The sequence below is a fragment of the Saccharothrix texasensis genome (assembly GCF_003752005.1).
Lineage (GTDB): Bacteria > Actinomycetota > Actinomycetes > Mycobacteriales > Pseudonocardiaceae > Actinosynnema > Actinosynnema texasense.
Genome location: NZ_RJKM01000001.1, coordinates 2,597,162 through 2,614,201 on the forward strand (window position 1 = coordinate 2,597,162; position 17,040 = coordinate 2,614,201).

The following is a 17,040-nucleotide window of genomic DNA, read 5'->3' on the forward strand; positions in this document are numbered from 1 at the left end:
CAGGAGTGAGAAGTGCAGCGCTGGGGGCCGCGGCCGGACAGGATGCGCAAACGTGAGCTCAACACCGATCTACGACGAGTTGGCGGCGACCTACCTCGCCGACCTGATCCCCGCGCCCGGCGAGCCCACCGGGCCGGGCGAGCCCGCCGTGCCGGAGCAACCGGGCGAGCAGGAGGTCGCGACCACCGCTCCCGAGTCCGCCACCCCGGCGCCCGACCGGCCCCGACCGCGCGCCCGGCCGAAGGTCTGAACCACCTCCGATCTTGACACCACGTCGCGCAGCGGAGTAGGACGAGCGCAGCCCGTAAAGGTCGCCTACCCCGAAGGGTGGAGCGGAATGCGTGGACGAGCGCTGCTCCTGGCAGCGATCCTGTTCGCCGCCGGCGCGTGCAACGCAGAGCAGACCGAGACCCCCGACCAGGTGACACTGACCTGGTGGGACTACCTCAACCACTCCCCCATGGCGAACCAGGCCGTGGACAGCCTCCTCGCCCGTTACCGGCAGGAACACCCGGACGTGCGGATCGAGCGCACCTCCCTGCCCCACCCCGAGTTCCGGGCCAAGCTCGCCGAAGCGACGGCGTCCGGCGTGTTCCCCGACATCGCCGCGGTCGACTCCACCGACCTGCCCCGGCTGGCCGAGGGCAACGCCCTGGCCGACCTCACGGACCGCTTCGAGCGGTGGGACCTCGCGGACGGGTTCCTCCCGGCGGTGCGGGAGAGCGTCACCCACCACGGCCGCGTCCACGGCGTGCCGCTGCGCAGCACCACCACCGCGCTGGTCTACAACCGCGACCACTTCGCCGCGGCCGGCCTCACGCAGCCGCCGACGACGTGGGACGGGCTGCGGACCGCCGCGAAGGCCCTGACCACGGCCGACCGGTCCGGCCTGTGCTTCGGCGGGAAGGGCGACGACCTGACCGTCACGTTCCTGCCGGTGCTGTGGCAGGCGGGTGGCGACGTCGACCGGCTCGGCGACCAGGCGTCCCTCGACGCCCTCGCGCACCTGGACGGCCTGGTGAACACCGACCGCAGCACACCGGCGGACGTGCTGGGCTGGACCGACGCCGACGCGCGGCAGCGGTTCGCCGAGGGCCGGTGCGCGATGGCGATCACCGGTCCGGCCGCGGTGCCGGAGCTCAACCAGGCGGGGCTGGACTGGACGTCCGCGCCGCTGCCGCAGGGCGCGGCGGGTGGCGCGGGCCCGCTCGGCGGCGAGACGTGGGTGATCGGCCGCAACGGCCGGGTCGACCGGGCGTGGGACGTGCTGACCTGGCTGGCCGAGCAGCCGGACAACGTCACCGAGTTCGGCGGCGGCCTCGGCGCGCTGCCCAACCGCGCGGACACCGTGGACGCCCTGGCCTGGCAGTGGGACCCGAGCGTGGCGGGCTTCACCGAGCAGTTGCGGTCGGCGCGGACCCGCACCGCGCACGGCGCGCGGTACCCGGAGGTCTCCCGCGCCCTCTCCGCCATGGCCACCCGGGTGCTCACCGGCGAGCGACCACCCGATCAGGCGACCGCGGAGGCGAAGGCGGAGATCGACCGGCTGCCGCGCTAGACCGCGCCGCCGAGCGCCCCGCCGCTGGTGGCGCCCCGGACCCCCGACCGGCGACCCGCCGGTCAGCCGTAATGCCGGACCGTGATGGGCGATATGACCCATAGGGGGAAGCCGCGGGGACCGAGGATGAGCCGAATGGACCCGGGTAACCCCAGGTCATGCGGAACGAGGCGGCCGTGCGTGAACGGCGAACGGGGAAGAGGGCGGGGCTGCGGCCCCAGGCCGACGAGCGCTCCTTCAGCCGGGCGCAGCTGCTCGCACTCGTGGTCGGCCTGCTCCAGGTCGTCATGGCCTCCATCCCGTTCCTCCCCATGGGCGAGGGCTCCGGTCACACCCTGTACGTGTGCACCGGCCTGGCCGGTGTCGTGCTCGCGTGGCGGCACGGGCACGCGCGGTGCTACGGCGTCCTCCTCCTGCTGCTCTACGGTCACCTGTTCATCAGCGACGCCGACGAGACCGGCGCCTTCGGCCTGCCCACGTGGGAGACGCTGGCGTACGGCCGGGCCGCCCTGGCGGGCGTGGTGATCGCGCTGATCCCGGCGTTCAAGCGGCGGTAGTCGCCCGCGGTCATGGTGCCGTCCGGGTGGAAGCGCAGCTTGGCGTCCCCGCTGAGGGCGATCGACTCGAACATGGCGAGGTCGGACTTGGTGGTCGGCCGCCAGTACATGTGCGCGCCGTGGGTGACGGCCATGTCCATCGACATCATGGTCGCCACCGCCCGGTCGTAGCGGTGCCGGCTCAGGTCCGCGCCGCCGGAAGCGCGGATGTCGAACACGTCGTGGTCCCCGGTCAGGGGTCGCAGCCCGCCGCGCCGGTCGAAGCCGTGCACCACGCCGTCACGCACCACGTACTCCCCGCGCCGCTCGAACCGGTCCATCTTGTCGCGCAACGCCTCGTACTCGACGCGCCGCTGGTCGTACCGGCGCAGCAGCCGGTCGTGGAGGTCGACGTGGGGCAACTCGGGCCGGAAGTAGCCGACGAGGCCGCGGTGGCGCCGGGCCGCGCCGAGCCGGACGTCCAGGTCGTCGATGGTCTTGGCCTTCACCGCCTCGGGTTTGGGCAGCGCGCCCTCGCGCAGCCACGCCACCGCGTGCGGGTTCGTCGCCCGCACGTCGATGACGAGGTCCTGCTCGGCGGCCACCTGCTGGAACTTGCGGGCGTTCTCGGTCGGCATGCCGAAAACCGGCTCCACCGACGCCAGGGGGAAGAGGTGATCAGTGCGCACGGCTATTAAGGTCCGCCCGAAATGGGCGTGCACCAGCCCGCCGGCTTCGGTTAGCTCGAAGCGTGAACCCTGATGCACTGATCGGACTGCTGGCCGAACCCGAGCGGTTGCGCGTGGCCGCCGCGCTGGTCCTCGGCGCCCGCACCGCGGCGGACATCGCCGAGGCGACCGGGTTGGACGCCCGGCGGGTCGAGAACTCGTTGCGCCGGCTGCGGTCGGCGGGCCTCGTCGTGACCGACGGGTCGGGCTTGCGGTTGCGCGAGGAGCTGTTCAAGGAGGCCACCCGGGTCGACCAGGCGAACCGGGCCCAGGAGGACCCGTTCGTGCGGGATGGGCGGCTGGTGAAGCTCCCCGCGCAGCGCGGGCGCAGGCGGGCGGTGCTCGAACAGGTGAGCACCGCGTTCGAGCCGGGTAGACGGTACCCCGAGCGGGACGTCGTGGACGTGCTGAAGAGGTGGTGCGACGGCGGTGAGGTCGACCACGTGACCGTGCGCCGGTACCTCGTGGACGAAGGGCTGCTCAGCCGGGACGCCGGCGTGTACTGGCGCACCGGCGGCCCGGTGAGCGTCTAGGTCGTCGCACCGGCCGGACGTGCGGTGGTGGGATCGTCCGCTGTCCGGCCGGTCAGCCGAAGGTGTCGGGGTCGGGGCCGGTGCGCTCGCCCCGGTCCAACTCCCGGATGCGACCCATGTCCTCGGCGTCGAGCTCGAAGTCGAACAGGGCGAAGTTCTCCGCGATCCGGCTCGGCGTCACCGACTTGGGGATGACCACGTTGTCCAGCTGCACGTGCCAGCGCAGCACGACCTGCGCGGGCGTGCGACCGTGCTTCTCCGCGATCCCGGTGATGACCGGGTCGGCGAGCAGCGCGCCCTGCGCCAGCGGGCTCCACGCCTCGGTCGCGATGCCCAGCCGGGCGTGCACGGCCCGCAGCTCGGCCTGCTGGAGCCGGGGGTGCAGCTCGACCTGGTTCACCGCGGGCACCGCGCCGGTCGCGTCCACGATCCGCGCCAGGTGCGCGGGCTGGAAGTTGGACACGCCGATCGCCCGCACCCGGCCGTCGGCGTGCAGCTTGCCCAGCGCGCGCCAGGTGTCGACGTACCGGTCCTGCTCGGGCGCGGGCCAGTGCACGAGGTACAGGTCGACCCGGTCCAGGCCGAGCCGCTCGGCGCTCGCGTCGAACGCGCGCAGCGCCTCGTCGTAGCCCTGGTCGGAGTTCCACAGCTTGGTGGTCACGAAGATCTCGTCACGCGGCACGGGCGAGTCGGCGATGGCCCGCCCCACCTGCTCCTCGTTGCGGTAGGCGGCGGCCGTGTCGATGCTGCGGTAGCCGACCCGCAACGCCTCGGTCACCGCGCCCCGGGTGTCCTCAGTGGACACCTGGAAGACGCCGAAACCGAGCTGCGGCATGGTGACGCCGTTGTTCAGGGTGATGGTCCTCATGGGCCTCATCATGCCCGTTGTCAACGCCTCCCACGTGCTGGAACGCGTTGACCGGCGTCCCGCCCCACTGGTCCGATCACCACCGTGACGGCATTGCCCGAGGTGGCGGAGGTCGAGGTGAGGGTGGTCGTCCGCGTCTCCGCGACCGGCCCGAGGGTCGCGGACGCGGCGGGACGGCTGGCCGAGGCGCTGCGCTCGGCGCTCGACCTGTCCGAGGCGGACGTGGTGCTCGACCCGCCGGTCGCGCGGGTCGAGCCGGAGCTGCGGATCATCGCCGACTCGCGGCGCGTGCTGCGCCGCGGCGTGCCGGTGGAGCTGACCAGGCTGGAGTTCGACCTGCTGCACCACCTGTGCGCGAACCCGCACCGGGTGCACCGGCGGACCGCGCTGATGGCGAGCGTGTGGCGCACGAAGGGCATCGGGGACACCCGGACGGTGGACGTGCACGTGCGGCGGCTGCGGCACAAGCTGGGCGAGGCGGCGTCCGTCATCACGACCGTGCGCGGCGTCGGCTACCGGGTCGACCACGCCGGCGAGGTCGTCGTGGAGCGGGAGACGCCGGTCGGCCGGTGACGCGGCGGCTGCGGCCGGTCGCCACCGCCGTCCCGGACACCGGCGAGTGCTCCTCGGGCGAGTAGTGGTTACTCGCCGGCTCCACGGGTAGGCCCAGCTCATGGGATTCGAACGAGCGGTGGTGACGGGCGGGGCCGGCTTCCTCGGGTCGCACGTGTGCGAAGCGCTGCTCAAGCGCGGCACGCGGGTGGTGTGCGTCGACGACTTCCGCACCGGGTCGCCGGACAACCTGCCCCACGACCCCAGGCTGGGCGTGGTGGTCGAGGACGTGACCAAGCCGCTCGACCTGCTCGGCCACGTGGACCTGGTGATGCACCTGGCCTGCCCGGCGTCGCCGGTCGACTACCTGCGCATGCCCGTCGAGACGCTCAAGACGGGCGGTTTCGGCACGCTGCACGCGCTGGAGCTGGCGCGGCGCAAGAACGCGCGGATCGTCATCGCCTCCACCAGCGAGGTGTACGGCGACCCGTTGGAGCACCCTCAGCGCGAGACGTACTGGGGCAACGTCAACCCGGTCGGCCCGCGCAGCGTCTACGACGAGGCCAAGCGCTTCGGCGAAGCCATGACCAGCGCGTTCCGCGGCGAGTACGGCGTGGACACGGGCATCGTGCGCATCTTCAACACCTACGGCGCGCGGATGCGCCCCGACGACGGCCGGATGATCCCGACGTTCGTGCGGCAGGCCCGCGCCGGCGAGCCGCTGACCGTGCACGGCGACGGCGCGCAGACCCGGTCGCTGTGCCACGTGGACGACCTGGTGCGCGGACTGCTGTCGATGGCGGAGTGCGACCACCCCGGTCCGGTGAACCTCGGCAACCCCGAGGAGGTCACCGTGCTGGAGGTGGCCCGCAAGGTCGTCGAGCTGGTCGGCAGCACCTCCACGATCGAGCACGTCGACGCGATGACCGACGACCCGCGCCGCCGCCGACCGGACATCTCGCTGGCCCGGCGGGTGCTGTGCTGGCAGCCGGAGATCGGGCTGGACGAGGGGCTGCGGCGCTCGTTTGACCGGCAACTCGTCGGGTAGTCGTCCGACAGCGGTCCGCGACGGGCCCATTCCACGAGGTCCGTGCGGGAGTCGGTCCACACAGGAGTTGAGCGAGAGGGGAAAGCCGTGCGGGTGCTCGGAATCAACGCGGTCTTCCACGACCCCGCCGCCGCCCTCGTGGTGGACGGCGAGGTGGTGGCCGCCGCCGAGGAGGAACGCTTCTCCCGGCGCAAGCACGGCAAGCGGCCGGTGCCGTTCTCCGCGTGGGAACAGCCCGAGCAGGCCGCCCGCTGGTGCCTCGAGCACGCCGGGCTGACCCCGGCCGACCTCGACGCGGTCGCCTACTCCTACGACCCGGACCTGGTCGAGCCGAGCGACGTGCCGTGGGAGGACCTGCGCACCGAGTACGCCCGCCGCGCACCCTACTTCCTGGCCACCGCGCTGCCCGGGCTGGACCCGGCGATCGTGCGGTTCGTGCCGCACCACGTGGCGCACGCCGCCTCGGCGGGCCTGGCCGCGCCGTTCGACGGCGACTGCGCCGTGCTGGTCAACGACGGCCGCGGCGAGTGCCGCTCGCACCTGGCCGGCAGCTACCGCGGCCACCGGCTGGAGACGCTGGCCGCGCAGCACCTGCCGCACTCGCTGGGCCTGTTCTACGAGGACCTGACCGAGCACCTCGGTTTCCTGCGCTCCAGCGACGAGTACAAGGTGATGGCGCTGGCCTCCTACGCCGAGCCCAAGCACCTGGACCTGCTGCGCGAGCACGTCCGCGCGACCGAGGACGGCGGGTTCCGCATCACGCCGCTGGACTGGGCGACGCTGGCCAAGCGCCGCGACCCGGACGGCGAGGTGACCCGCGAGCACGCCGAGCTGGCGGCCAGCGTGCAGGTGCGCGTCGAGGAGGTGCTGCTGGACCTGGTCCGGTGGCTGCACGAGCGGACCGGGCAGAAGCGGCTGACCATGGCGGGCGGTGTGGCGCTCAACTGCGTGGCGAACACGCGGATCTTCGCCGAGGGGCCGTTCGACGAGGTGTGGGTGCAGCCGGCCGCCGGTGACGCGGGCACCGCGCTGGGCGCGGCGTTGCAGGTGGCGGCGGACGCCGGTGAGCCGGCCGCCGCGCTCACCGGCGCGGACCTGGGCCGGTCGTGGACCGACGCGGAGATCGAGGACTGCCTGCGCGCCGCGAAGGTCTCCTACGAAGAGCCGGACGACGTGGCCGTCGCGGTGGCCGAGGCGTTGGCCGACGACCGGGTGGTGGCCTGGTTCCAGGGTCGCAGCGAGTACGGGCCGCGGGCGTTGGGCCGCCGGTCGCTGCTCGCGCACCCCGGCAAGGCGGAGAACCTGGAACGGCTCAACAACGTGAAGGGGCGCGAGCAGTTCCGGCCGATCGCGCCGATGGTGTCGGCCGACCGCGCGGCCGACCTGTTCGACCGGGGACCGCTGCCGAGCCCTTACATGCTGTTCGTGCACGACGTGCGGCCCGAGTGGCGTGACCGGATCCCAGCGGTCGTGCACGTGGACGGCACCGCGCGCGTGCAGACCGTCGACCCGGCGACCGAGCCGCTGATGGCCCGGGTGATCCGCGAGTTCGACCGGCGCACGGGCGTGCCCGTCGTGGTGAACACGAGCCTGAACACGGCCGGGCGGCCGATGGTGGACGACCCGCGTGACGCGCTGGAGTGCTTCGGTTCGGCGCCGGTCGACCTGCTGGCGATCGGCCGGTTCGTGGTGCGGCGGTCATGAGCGTCGACTACGCGGTGGTGATCCCCACCGTCGGCCGGGACAGCCTGCGCGTCGTGCTGGACGCGGTGGAGCACGGCGTCGGCCCGCCGCCGCGCGAGATCATCGTGGTGGACGACCGGCCCGAGCCCGGACCGCTGCCGGCGACGCACTCGGCGCGCGTGCTGCGCACCGGTGGTCGCGGCCCGGCCGCCGCGCGCAACGCCGGCTGGCGGGCCGCGTGCTGCGAGTGGGTCGCGTTCCTGGACGACGACGTGGTGCCGCCGCGTGACTGGAAGCTGCGGCTGGCCGAGGACCTGGCGCGGCTGGGGTTGGACGTGGGGGCGTCGCAGGCGCGGATCGTCGTGCCGCTGCCCCCGGACCGCGCGCCGACCGACTGGGAGCGCGGCACGGCGGGGCTGGCCGACGCGCGGTGGATCACCGCGGACATGGCTTACCGGCGGGCCGCGCTGGCGCACGCCGGCGGCTTCGACGAGCGGTTCCCGCGCGCGTACCGGGAGGACGCCGAGCTGGCGTTGCGCGTGCAGGCGCGCGGGTACCGGATCGTGAACGGCGACCGGGTGACCACGCACCCGGTGCGGGAGGCGGGGTTCTTCGCCAGCCTGAAGCAGCAGCGCGGCAACGCCGACGACGCGTTGGTGCGGCGGTTGCTGGGGCCCGAGTGGCGTGCCCGGATCGGTGGCGCGCCCGGCCGGCTGCCCTGGCACGTGGCGACCGCGGCGGCCGGGGCGGTCGCGGTCCTCTGCGGGCTGGTCGGGTGGCGGAAGGCCGCGGTGGCGTTCGGCGGCACGTGGGCCGGGTTGACCGGGTGGTTCGCCGCGCGTCGGATCGCGCCCGGACCCCGGACCCGGGACGAGGTGGCGAAGATGGTGGTGACCAGCGTCGCGATCCCGCCGGCGGCGTGCTGGCACCGGTTGCGCGGCGAGCTGCGCCACCGGTCCGTGCCCGCGGTGGGAGGCCCGCGCCGCCGGGTCGTGCTGGTGGCCGACGCACTGGACCGGCTGCGATCGCGGAGCGAGCCACGGGCGGTGGCACGTACGGCCGAGCCCGCACCGGGGACCGGGAGGTGGCGGCCGTGAGAGTCCTCGTCCTGCGCGCACTCGGCCTCGGCGACCTGCTGACCGCGGTCCCGGCGCTGCGCGGCTTGCGCCGAGCCCACCCCGGAGCCGAGATCACCCTGGCCGCGCCGGGCTGGTTGGCCGACGCGGTGGACCGGATCGACGCGGTCGACCGCCTGGTGCCCACCGAAGGGCTCGTGCCCATCGACTACGAGTCGCCGGACCTGGCGGTCAACCTGCACGGACGCGGGCCGCGGAGCACCGAGCTGCTGCGCGCCACCCACCCCGCCCGGCTGATCACGCACGGCGTGCACGTGCCCTGGCCCCGGCACCAGCACGAGGTGCTGCGGTGGTGCCGGCTGCTGGGCCAGTTCGGCATCGCCTGCGACCCGGTCGAGCTGCGCCTGCCGCCGGTGCCCCGCCACGACGCGATCGTCGTGCACCCCGGCGCGAGCCACGGCGCCCGCCGCTGGCCCGCCGACCGGTTCGCGGCGGTGGCGCGGGCGTTGGGCCCGGACGTGGTGGTGACCGGCAGCCCCGCCGAGGAGGCGCTGGTGCGCGAGGTCGCGCCGGGGCGGACGCGGACGGGCGACCTGGCCGGGTTGCTCGACCTGGTGGGCGGCGCGCGGCTCGTCGTCTGCGGCGACACCGGCGTGGCGCACGTCGCCACCGCCTACGGCACGCCGTCCGTGGTGCTGTTCGGCCCGGTGCCCCCAGCCGAGTGGGGGCCGAGGTCCGGGCCGCACCACGTGCTGTGGCACGGCACGACCGGCGACACGTTCGCCGACCGGCCCGACCCGGGGCTGATCCGGATCACCCCGGACGAGGTGCTCGACGCCGCGCGATCGCTGCTGGGAGGTGGACCGTGGCCAGGATCGGCGTCATCGGCGCGGGCTATGTCGGGCTGACGACCGCGGCCTGCTTCGCCCGGCTCGGGCACACCGTCGTGTGCGCCGACGTGGACGAGGCGAGGGTGGCGGCGCTCGGCCGGGCCGAGATCGGCGCGTACGAGCCGGGCCTCGCGGACCTGGTCGCGGAGGGTTCGCGGGCCGGTCGGCTGCGGTTCGTGCTCGGCAACGCCGAGGCCCTGGCCGAGGCAGACTTCGTGTTCCTGTGCGTGCCGACACCGACCGGTGTGGACGGCGCGGCCGACCTCACCGCGGTGCACGCGGTGCTGCGCGAGGCGCGGGAGGCGGTTCGGCCCGGCTGCGTCCTGGTGATCAAGTCGACCGTGCCCGCCGGCACGACCGAGCGGGTGGCGGACCTGGTGGGCCGGCCGGACGTGCGGGTGGTGTCCAACCCGGAGTTCCTGCGCGAGGGCCACGCGGTCGACGACTTCCTGCGGCCCCAACGGGTCGTGGTCGGCTCGGAGGAGGAAGGGGCGGCCCGGCGGGTGGTCGCGCTGTACGCGGGCACCGGCGCGCCGGCGCTGGTCACCGGCAGCGCGAGCGCGGAGCTGGTGAAGTACGCCAGCAACTGCTTCCTCGCCATGAAGCTGTCCTACGTCAACAGCCTGGCCGAGCTGTGCGAGCGGGTCGGCGCGGACATCGGCGACGTGACCGAGGGCATGCGGCTGGACGACCGGATCGGGTCGTCGTTCCTGGACCCGGGACCCGGGTGGGGTGGTTCGTGCTTCCCGAAGGACACCAGGGCGCTGCTGTCCACGGCGGAGGACGCGCGGGTCGACTTCCCGTTGCTGCGCGCGACCATCGGCACCAACGGCCACCAGGCGCACCGCGTGGTCGCCATGGTGCGCGAAGCGGTGGGCGGTCAGCTGGCCGGCGTGCGGCTCGGGCTGCTCGGGCTCACGTTCAAGGCGGGCACCGACGACCTGCGCGACTCGCCCGCCCTGGCGGTGGCCTCGCTGCTGGCGGCGGAGGGGGCGTGGCTGACCGGCTACGACCCGTGCGTCGCGCGGGACTGCGGCCCGGTGCGGGTGCTGGCCTCGGCCGAGGCGGTGGCCGCGAACGCGGACGGCCTGGTGGTGCTGACCGAGTGGCCGGAGTTCGCCGAGCTGGACTGGCCGAACCTGGCCGCCGCGATGGCCCGCCCGGTCATCGTGGACACCCGCAACCTGCTGCCGGTCGAGAAGGTGGTTGAGGCCGGGTTCCACCTGGTCTCGCTGGGCCGGCCGACCCCGGCCCGACCGGGCAGGACCGGTCCCGACCCACATCGACTCTGACGTCGTGCCCGACGGCCACCACACCGTGACGCCCTGGATCCGGAGCGCCGACTTCTCCCCCGCCTACCCGCGCGGGTCCCAGCGGAAGTAGCGGACGGCCAGGGCGGTGGCGGCGACCGTCCACAGCACCACGGACAGGGCGGCCGGGCCGACCTGGTCGGTCGGGCCGCCCCACGCGGCGCCGACCAGCGAACCCAGGCCCGTGCCCGGCACGAGGAACACCACCAGGTCCACGTGGCCGCTCGAGCCGAACAGGCCGCCGACGACCAGGGCGAAGAAGAACGGCGCGGTGGTGATCTGGGCCAGTTCCGCCGTGCCGGTCACCCCGCTGGTGAACACGCCCGCCGCGCAGCCCAGCGCCACGCCGCCGACCAGCGCCAACGCCAGCAGCTCGGGCCGGGCGGGCATGGGCGCGCCCGCGGCCACGCTGATGCCCAGCAGCACGACCGCCTGCGCGAGGCCCAGCAGGACCACGGGCAGCAGGATGCCGGTCAGCACGACCACGTCCGACGCCGCGCCCGTCCGCAGCCGCTTGAGGTAGAGGTCCTGCCGGCGGGCGGTCAACGCGGTCGTCACCGTGACGTAGACGGTGAACCCGAACGAGAACAGCAGTTGGAGCGTGACGACCATCGTCCACCCGGTCTGCTCGCCGTCCATCGCCAGCGCGAAGTACAGGCCGGCGGCCATCGGCATCAGCACGGCCAACGCGGCGGCGGTGCGGTTGCGCAGCAGGAGCTTCAGCTCGGCCACGCCCAGTGCGGCGATCATGCGGCCACTACCTCCTCGCCCGTCCGGGCGCTGTGGAACACGTCTTCCAGCGACGCGTGGTGCGCCCGGATCCGACCCAACCGCAGGCCTTCCCGCCGCGCCCACGCCAACAGCTCCGCCATGTCGTCCTGCAGCTCGCCGGTGCGCACCTCGACCCGGCCGGTCGGCCGGTGCACCACGTCGCCGGACAGCATCGGCAACGCGCTCACGTCGAGCCGGTCCGGCAGGTCGAACTCGATCCGCGCGGGCTGGGCGGCCAGCACGTCCACCAGCGCGCCGGACACCGCCACCAGGCCCTCGTGCATGATCGCGAGCCGGTGCGCGAGCGACTCGGCTTCCTCCAGGTAGTGCGTGGTCAGCACCACGGTCGTGCCCTCGGCCAGCAGCCCGCGCACCACCTCCCACGTCCGCTGCCGCGACTCGGGGTCCAGCCCGGTCGTCGGCTCGTCCAGGAACAGCAGCTCCGGCCGGCCGAGCACGGCCAGCGCGAGGTCCAGCCGCCGCCGCTCGCCGCCGGAGAGCTGCTTGATCCGCACGTCGCGCCGGTGCGCCAGGTCCAGCCGCTCCAGCACGTCCTCGGTGGCGCGCCGGCCGCTCGTGACGCTCCACAGCGCCACCATCTCGCGCGCGGTCAGGTCGGCCGGGAAACCGCTGTCCTGCACCATGATCCCGGTGCGCGAGCGCAACGCCGCCCGGTCCCGGAACGGGTCGAGCCCCAGCACCCGCACGGTGCCGCCGAACGGGGCGCGCAGCCCCTCCACGGTCTCCATGGTCGTGGTCTTGCCCGCGCCGTTCGTGCCCAGCAGCGCGAACAGCTCCCCCCGCCGCACCTCGAAGTCGACCCCGCGCACGGCTTCGAAGTCACCGTAGCGGCACCTGAGGTCCGCCACGTCGATCACCGTTTCTCCCATGACCGCCATCGTGGTCGCGGGCGGGCGCCGCACCCAGTGCCGTCGCGCACCGGTCCCTGTGACAGATGTCAGCAGACAGGTGTGCGACCCGGCTCGTAGATTCGTCGGTGTGACTCCCCTGAACAGGCTCCGCCGCTACACGTGGTGGACCGTGGTGGCCGGCGGCGTGGTGGTCGGCCTCGGCACGGTGCTCGACCTGTTCGCCCAGGACTACGGCGTGCTGAAGTCGGCGCTGCTGGCGGTGGCCGTGGCCGTGGTGATCGCCCAGCACGCCCGGTACATGCAGCGGGCCATGCTCGGGCTCGGACGTGGCGACGGCCCGGCGTGGGAGCACGCGGCGACGTTCGCGGTGGCGTTGGCGGCGTGGGCGGTGACGAGCGGCGCGGACGGGTTCCTGCCCGTCTGGGCCACCCTGCCCGCCCTGGTGGTCGCGCACGTCGGCGCGATCCTGCCCTCGCGCAGCCGCTGGCCGGCGGTGGCCCTGATGGCGGTGCTCTCCGTCGCGGTCGGCGGGCTGTTCGGCGGCGACGAGGCCCGCGCGGCGATGCTCCTGGCCGGGTTCATGGTCATCGCGCTGGTGTTCGCCGACCTGGCCCAGCTGTGGATCTGGGACATGGCGCTGAGGCAGGACCAGGCCCGAAGGACCGCCGAGGCGCTGGCCGTGGCCGAGGAGCGGTTGCGCTTCGCCGCCGACCTGCACGACATCCAGGGGCACCACCTCCAGGCGATCGCGTTGAAGGGCGAGCTGGCGCAGCGGCTGATCGGCCGGGACGACGAGCTGGCCAGGCAGCACGCGGGCGAGGTGGCCGAGCTGGCGCGCACCGCGTTGAAGGAGACCCGCGAGGTCGTGCAGGGCTACCGGCGGGCGAGCCTGGGCACCGAGATCTCCAACGCGGTGGGCGTGCTGCGGGCGGCGGGCATCGAGACGACGGTCGAGGGTGACGCGGCGGGCGTGCCGCCGCCGTTGCAGCCCCTGTTCGGGGCGCTGGTGAGGGAGGGCACGACGAACGTGCTGCGGCACAGCCGGGCGCGGCGCTGCGCCGTGCTGATCGAGGTGGTCGACGGCCAGGTGTGCGTGCGGCTGCGCAACGACGGGGTGCCGGCCGACTTCGCGGGCGCCGACGACGTGGGCGAGGACGGCGCGGGGCTGGCCGGGCTGCGCGAGCGGTTCGCCGCGGTGGGCGGGCGGGTCGAGGGCGGCCCGGCCGGGCCGGAGGGGTTCGAGCTGGTCGGGAAGGCAGGGGTGGGCCGGTGATCCGCGTGGTGCTGGCCGACGACGAGGACCTGATCCGGGGCGCGCTGGCGGCGTTGCTGGAGCTGGAGGACGACGTCGAGGTGGTCGCGCAGGCCAGCGACGGTGACGCGGCGGTCGCGGCGGTGCGGGCCCACCGGCCCGACATCGCCGTGTTCGACCTGGAGATGCCCCGGCGCGACGGCGTGCTGGCGGCCGAGGCGGTGCGCGGGCTCGACGGCGTGGCGGTGGTGATCGTGACCCGGCACGCGCGGCCGGGTGTGCTGCGGCGGGCGTTGAGCGCGGGGGTGCGCGGGTTCGTGCCCAAGACGACGCCGGCCGCGCAGCTCGCCTCGATCCTGCGGGACGTGCACGCGGGCCGGCGTTACGTGGACTCCGAGATCGCCGCCGCCGCGTTGACCGAGGGCGCGTGCCCGTTGACCGTCCGGGAGCTGGACGTGCTGCGGTACGCGCTCCAAGGCGGCACGGTGGCCTCGATCGCCGCCGAAGCGCACCTGGCCGCGGGCACGGTGCGCAACTACCTGTCGTCGGCGATGACGAAGCTCGGCGTCACCACCCGCTACGAAGCCGCCCGGCTGGCCTGGGACGAGGGGTGGATCTGAGCCTGGCCGAGGTGCACGACCTTGACCGTCGTCAGCTCGTCCAGCAGCTCGGGCCCGTAGCCGAACCCGGTGCCGGACAGCCGGCGCGGCTGGGCGGCGCCGCCGGGCGCCCCGCCGAACACCGCGTTGACCTTCACCGTGCCGACGGGCAACGCGCGCCACGCGTGCTGGGCGTTCGCCATCGACCCGGTGAGCACGGTCGCGGCCAGGCCGTGCTCGTCCACGCACGCCTCGGCCAGGCCGTCCTCGAACGATGCCACCACGCGCACGGGTGCGACCGGCCCGAACGTCTCCTCCCGCATCACGCGCATGTCCGGCGTGCAGCGGTCGAGCACCGTGGCCGGGTAGTACGCGCCTTCGCGGTCCGGCACCTCGCCGCCCACCAGCGGGTGCGCGCCGTCCGCCACGGCCTCGGCGACGTGGGCGTGCACGTGCTCCCGCATCCGGAGGTCCACCAAGGGCTGCGGGTCGGCGTTCCAGCGGCGGGCCTGCTCGCACAGCGCGGCCAGGAACTCCTCGGCCACGGCCTGGTGCACGAAGATCCGCTCCACGGACGTGCACAGCTGGCCCGCGTTGGTGAACGCGCCGATCGCCGCCTGCTCGGCCGCCCACACCGGGTCCACGTCGGCGTCGACCAGCAGCGGGTCGTTGCCGCCGTTCTCCAGCAGCGCCTTCGCGCCGGTCCGGGCGCACGCGGCGGCGATCGAGCGGCCGGTCGCCGTGCCGCCGACGTGCGCGACGACGTCCACGTGCGGTGAGGCGGCCAGCGCCGCGCCCACCGAGGCGTCGCCGGTGAGGCTCTGGAGCACGCCCGGCGGGAAGTGGTCGACCATGAGCTGCGCGAGCAACACCCCCGTGTGGGGGCAGCGCTCGCTCGGCTTGTGCACCACGGCGTTGCCGGTGACCAGGGCCGCGCCGACCAGGCCGCAGGAGACGGCGACCGGGTCGTTCCACGGCGTCAGCGCGACCACCACCCCGCGCGGCCCGGGGACCATGAAGTCCGCCGCGTCGGGCGAGCCTTGGAGCGACCGGCCGCGGTGGACCGGGCCCAGCTCGGCGTACTGCTCCAACGTGGACACACCGGCCAGCACACCGTCCAGCGCGGACGTGGCCGGGCGGCCGGTCTCGGCGTGCAGGACGTCCGCCAGTTCGGCCGCGTGCTCGCGGATCGCCCGGGCGGCGGCTTTCAGCGCGGTTCCCCGTTCGGCGGCGGGCGTCGCCGCCCAGCCGGGTTGCGCCTCACGCGCGGTGAGCACCGAGCCGGCCACGTCCTCGTCCGTGGCGGTGGGCAGCCAGCCGATCAGCTGACCGTCGACCGGGCTGTGGACGTCGAGTGCGTCGACACGCATGTCCGTCATGGGCTTCGGGTACCCCCGTGCCCGAGGTGAAACCCGAGGCGGAGCCCCGAGGAGGACAGTCATGCCCGGACGTGAGGAGTTGCCGAGCACCGTCGCCCGCTCGCCCAAGAAGGCGCAGCGGACCTGGATCAAGGCGCACGACTCGGCCGTGCAGACCTACGGCGAAGGCCAGCGCTCGCACCGGACCGCGTTCGCCGCGTTGAAGCACTCATTCGAGAAGGTGGGCGACCACTGGGAGCCCAAGGCGCAGAAGGGGCCGTCCGACGCGCAGGCCGCGCGCAGCACGCCGAAGCAGGGCCGGACGGCGGGCGGCGTGGACGCCAACGCCAGCAAGCAGCACCTCTACGACCTGGCCAAGAGGCTGGACGTGCCCGGCCGGTCGAGCATGACCAAGCAGCAGCTCGTGGAGGCGATCGGCAAGGCGAACAACCGCAAGACCGCCAAGGCCCGGTCGTAGTACCGGCACACGGGATCACCGCCCCGGCAACCCGCTGCGCCCCGGCGGGCCCGGTGGCGGTGGCCGCCATTGCGGCGGCGCTGGTCGGCTCCTGGCGGCCTCAGAGGTCGAGCCACGAGCGGTCGGGCAGGAGCTGGCTCGCCTGCGGGCCCATGAGCGTCATGCCGCCGTCCACGACGAACGACGCGCCGGTCACGTAGCCCGCCGCCGGCGTGGCCAGGAAGGCGACGACGGCGGCCACCTCGCCCGCGTGACCCGGACGTCCCAACGGCACGCCCGGTCGCGGCTGGGTGCGCGGGTCCACGTCCTGCTGGCCCGTCATCGGCGTGGAGATCTCACCGGGCGCGACCGAGTTCACCGTGATCGCGTGCTCGGCCAGCTCCAGCGCCAACACCTTCGTCAACGCGCCGAGCCCCGCCTTGGCCGCGCAGTACGGCGCCGCGCCCACCCTCGGCTGGTGCTCGTGGACCGACGTGATGTTGATGATCCGACCGCCCCGACCAGCTTCGATCATGTGCCTCGCGGCGCGCTGCGCGCACAGGAACGCGCCGTCGAGGTCCACCGACAGCACGCCCCGCCAGGTGTCGAAGTCCATGTCCAGGGCCTTCTGCGCGGTGCCCGTGCCGGCGCAGTTGACCAGCACGTCGAGGCCGCCCAGTTCGGCGGCGAGGTCGTCGACCGCGGTCGCGGCGGCGGGCAGGTCGGTCAGGTCGAGCTGCCGCACGGCCGCTCGGACGCCCTGCTCCCGGACCTCGCGAGCGGTGGCCTCCGCGCCGTCGGCGTCGGTGTGGAACGTGATGCCGACGTCCACGCCGCCACCCGCCAACGCCACCGCGACGGCCCTGCCGATGCCGGAGTCGGACCCGGTCACGACCGCGCGCAGCGGCGCGCCCGCCCGCTCCTGGGGAAGTGGTGCGCTCATGGGCCG

General features: G+C 74.3%; 18 protein-coding genes. 12 read left to right on the forward strand and 6 right to left on the reverse strand.

Features of this window, described 5'->3' with window-relative positions:
- Window positions 1-52 precede the first annotated feature (52 nt).
- Window positions 53-250: a hypothetical protein gene (locus tag EDD40_RS10010; RefSeq protein ID WP_123742656.1), complete on the forward strand. Its 198-nt coding sequence runs from the start codon at window positions 53-55 to the stop codon at window positions 248-250.
- An 87-nt stretch (window positions 251-337) separates the two neighbouring features.
- Window positions 338-1,558: an ABC transporter substrate-binding protein gene (locus tag EDD40_RS10015; protein WP_123742657.1), complete on the forward strand. Its 1,221-nt coding sequence runs from the start codon at window positions 338-340 to the stop codon at window positions 1,556-1,558.
- A gap of 427 nt (window positions 1,559-1,985) precedes the next feature.
- On the opposite strand, the gene EDD40_RS10020 is transcribed toward EDD40_RS10015, so the two are convergent.
- The gene (locus tag EDD40_RS10020; protein ID WP_246037577.1) at window positions 1,986-2,783 is read right to left on the reverse strand and encodes a hypothetical protein; all 798 of its coding nucleotides are present in this window, start codon (window positions 2,781-2,783) and stop codon (window positions 1,986-1,988) included.
- Between the two features lie 62 nt (window positions 2,784-2,845).
- Between EDD40_RS10020 and EDD40_RS10025 the strand changes: the two genes are divergently transcribed.
- A complete protein-coding gene (locus EDD40_RS10025) occupies window positions 2,846-3,355 on the forward strand; it encodes a DUF2087 domain-containing protein (RefSeq protein ID WP_123742659.1) in 510 nt (169 codons plus the stop codon).
- A 52-nt stretch (window positions 3,356-3,407) separates the two neighbouring features.
- Here the strand turns inward: EDD40_RS10025 and EDD40_RS10030 are convergent, their stop codons facing one another.
- Window positions 3,408-4,232, reverse strand: coding sequence for an aldo/keto reductase (locus EDD40_RS10030; RefSeq protein ID WP_123747908.1), 825 nt, complete (start codon window positions 4,230-4,232; stop codon window positions 3,408-3,410).
- Window positions 4,233-4,307: 75 nt separating this feature from the next.
- On the opposite strand from EDD40_RS10030, the gene EDD40_RS10035 reads away from it, so the two are divergent.
- The 6 genes from EDD40_RS10035 to EDD40_RS10060 all read left to right on the forward strand — a co-directional run bounded on the left by EDD40_RS10035 (window position 4,308) and on the right by EDD40_RS10060 (window position 10,764).
- The gene (locus EDD40_RS10035) at window positions 4,308-4,796 is read left to right on the forward strand and encodes a winged helix-turn-helix domain-containing protein (RefSeq protein ID WP_246037578.1); all 489 of its coding nucleotides are present in this window, start codon (window positions 4,308-4,310) and stop codon (window positions 4,794-4,796) included.
- 100 nt (window positions 4,797-4,896) lie between these two features.
- Window positions 4,897-5,823, forward strand: a complete 927-nt coding sequence (locus tag EDD40_RS10040) for an NAD-dependent epimerase/dehydratase family protein (RefSeq protein ID WP_123742661.1) — start codon at window positions 4,897-4,899, stop codon at window positions 5,821-5,823.
- Between the two features lie 87 nt (window positions 5,824-5,910).
- Complete coding sequence (locus tag EDD40_RS10045; RefSeq protein ID WP_123742662.1) at window positions 5,911-7,527, forward strand: carbamoyltransferase family protein; 1,617 nt, start codon at window positions 5,911-5,913, stop codon at window positions 7,525-7,527.
- Complete coding sequence (locus EDD40_RS10050; protein ID WP_123742663.1) at window positions 7,524-8,603, forward strand: glycosyltransferase family 2 protein; 1,080 nt, start codon at window positions 7,524-7,526, stop codon at window positions 8,601-8,603. The genes EDD40_RS10045 and EDD40_RS10050 overlap by 4 nt, the downstream gene beginning before the upstream one ends.
- Window positions 8,600-9,490: a glycosyltransferase family 9 protein gene (locus tag EDD40_RS10055; RefSeq protein WP_211348131.1), complete on the forward strand. Its 891-nt coding sequence runs from the start codon at window positions 8,600-8,602 to the stop codon at window positions 9,488-9,490. The genes EDD40_RS10050 and EDD40_RS10055 overlap by 4 nt, the downstream gene beginning before the upstream one ends.
- Window positions 9,448-10,764 carry a UDP-glucose dehydrogenase family protein gene (locus EDD40_RS10060; RefSeq protein ID WP_123742665.1) on the forward strand — a complete coding sequence of 439 codons (1,317 nt, stop codon included), beginning with the start codon at window positions 9,448-9,450 and terminating at the stop codon, window positions 10,762-10,764. The genes EDD40_RS10055 and EDD40_RS10060 overlap by 43 nt, the downstream gene beginning before the upstream one ends.
- Window positions 10,765-10,827: 63 nt before the next feature.
- On the opposite strand, the gene EDD40_RS10065 is transcribed toward EDD40_RS10060, so the two are convergent.
- Complete coding sequence (locus tag EDD40_RS10065; RefSeq protein ID WP_123742666.1) at window positions 10,828-11,532, reverse strand: ABC transporter permease; 705 nt, start codon at window positions 11,530-11,532, stop codon at window positions 10,828-10,830.
- On the reverse strand, window positions 11,529-12,443 hold the full coding sequence (locus tag EDD40_RS10070; protein WP_123742667.1) for an ABC transporter ATP-binding protein: 915 nt from the start codon (window positions 12,441-12,443) through the stop codon (window positions 11,529-11,531). The genes EDD40_RS10065 and EDD40_RS10070 overlap by 4 nt, the downstream gene beginning before the upstream one ends.
- Window positions 12,444-12,552: 109 nt before the next feature.
- On the opposite strand from EDD40_RS10070, the gene EDD40_RS10075 reads away from it, so the two are divergent.
- Together EDD40_RS10075 and EDD40_RS10080 are read left to right on the forward strand one after the other, a co-directional pair.
- The gene (locus EDD40_RS10075; RefSeq protein WP_246037579.1) at window positions 12,553-13,698 is read left to right on the forward strand and encodes a sensor histidine kinase; all 1,146 of its coding nucleotides are present in this window, start codon (window positions 12,553-12,555) and stop codon (window positions 13,696-13,698) included.
- Entirely contained in the window at window positions 13,695-14,297 is a 603-nt protein-coding gene (locus tag EDD40_RS10080) for a response regulator transcription factor (protein ID WP_123742669.1), read from the forward strand. The genes EDD40_RS10075 and EDD40_RS10080 overlap by 4 nt, the downstream gene beginning before the upstream one ends.
- Here EDD40_RS10080 and EDD40_RS10085 read toward each other — a convergent pair.
- Window positions 14,255-15,646, reverse strand: a complete 1,392-nt coding sequence (locus EDD40_RS10085) for an aldehyde dehydrogenase family protein (RefSeq protein ID WP_425471339.1) — start codon at window positions 15,644-15,646, stop codon at window positions 14,255-14,257. The two genes, EDD40_RS10080 and EDD40_RS10085, sit on opposite strands and share 43 nt — an antisense overlap.
- Before the next feature lie 70 nt (window positions 15,647-15,716).
- On the opposite strand from EDD40_RS10085, the gene EDD40_RS10090 reads away from it, so the two are divergent.
- A complete protein-coding gene (locus EDD40_RS10090; protein WP_123742671.1) occupies window positions 15,717-16,112 on the forward strand; it encodes a ChaB family protein in 396 nt (131 codons plus the stop codon).
- A gap of 100 nt (window positions 16,113-16,212) precedes the next feature.
- Here EDD40_RS10090 and EDD40_RS10095 read toward each other — a convergent pair whose 3' ends face one another.
- The gene (locus EDD40_RS10095; protein WP_123742672.1) at window positions 16,213-17,034 is read right to left on the reverse strand and encodes an SDR family oxidoreductase; all 822 of its coding nucleotides are present in this window, start codon (window positions 17,032-17,034) and stop codon (window positions 16,213-16,215) included.
- Between the last annotated feature and the right edge of the window lie 6 nt (window positions 17,035-17,040).

Bases quoted from the DNA above. Each gene is read 5' to 3' on its own strand.
- EDD40_RS10015 (WP_123742657.1), top strand. From the start codon at position 338: ATGCGTGGACGAGCGCTGCTCCTGGCAGCGATCCTGTTCGCCGCCGGC.
- EDD40_RS10030 (WP_123747908.1), bottom strand. From the start codon at position 4,232: ATGAGGCCCATGAGGACCATCACCCTGAACAACGGCGTCACCATGCCG.
- EDD40_RS10040 (WP_123742661.1), top strand. From the start codon at position 4,897: ATGGGATTCGAACGAGCGGTGGTGACGGGCGGGGCCGGCTTCCTCGGG.
- EDD40_RS10050 (WP_123742663.1), top strand. From the start codon at position 7,524: ATGAGCGTCGACTACGCGGTGGTGATCCCCACCGTCGGCCGGGACAGC.
- EDD40_RS10065 (WP_123742666.1), bottom strand. From the start codon at position 11,532: ATGATCGCCGCACTGGGCGTGGCCGAGCTGAAGCTCCTGCTGCGCAAC.
- EDD40_RS10070 (WP_123742667.1), bottom strand. From the start codon at position 12,443: ATGGGAGAAACGGTGATCGACGTGGCGGACCTCAGGTGCCGCTACGGT.
- EDD40_RS10085 (WP_425471339.1), bottom strand. From the start codon at position 15,646: ATGCGTGTCGACGCACTCGACGTCCACAGCCCGGTCGACGGTCAGCTG.
- EDD40_RS10090 (WP_123742671.1), top strand. From the start codon at position 15,717: ATGCCCGGACGTGAGGAGTTGCCGAGCACCGTCGCCCGCTCGCCCAAG.
- EDD40_RS10095 (WP_123742672.1), bottom strand. From the start codon at position 17,034: ATGAGCGCACCACTTCCCCAGGAGCGGGCGGGCGCGCCGCTGCGCGCG.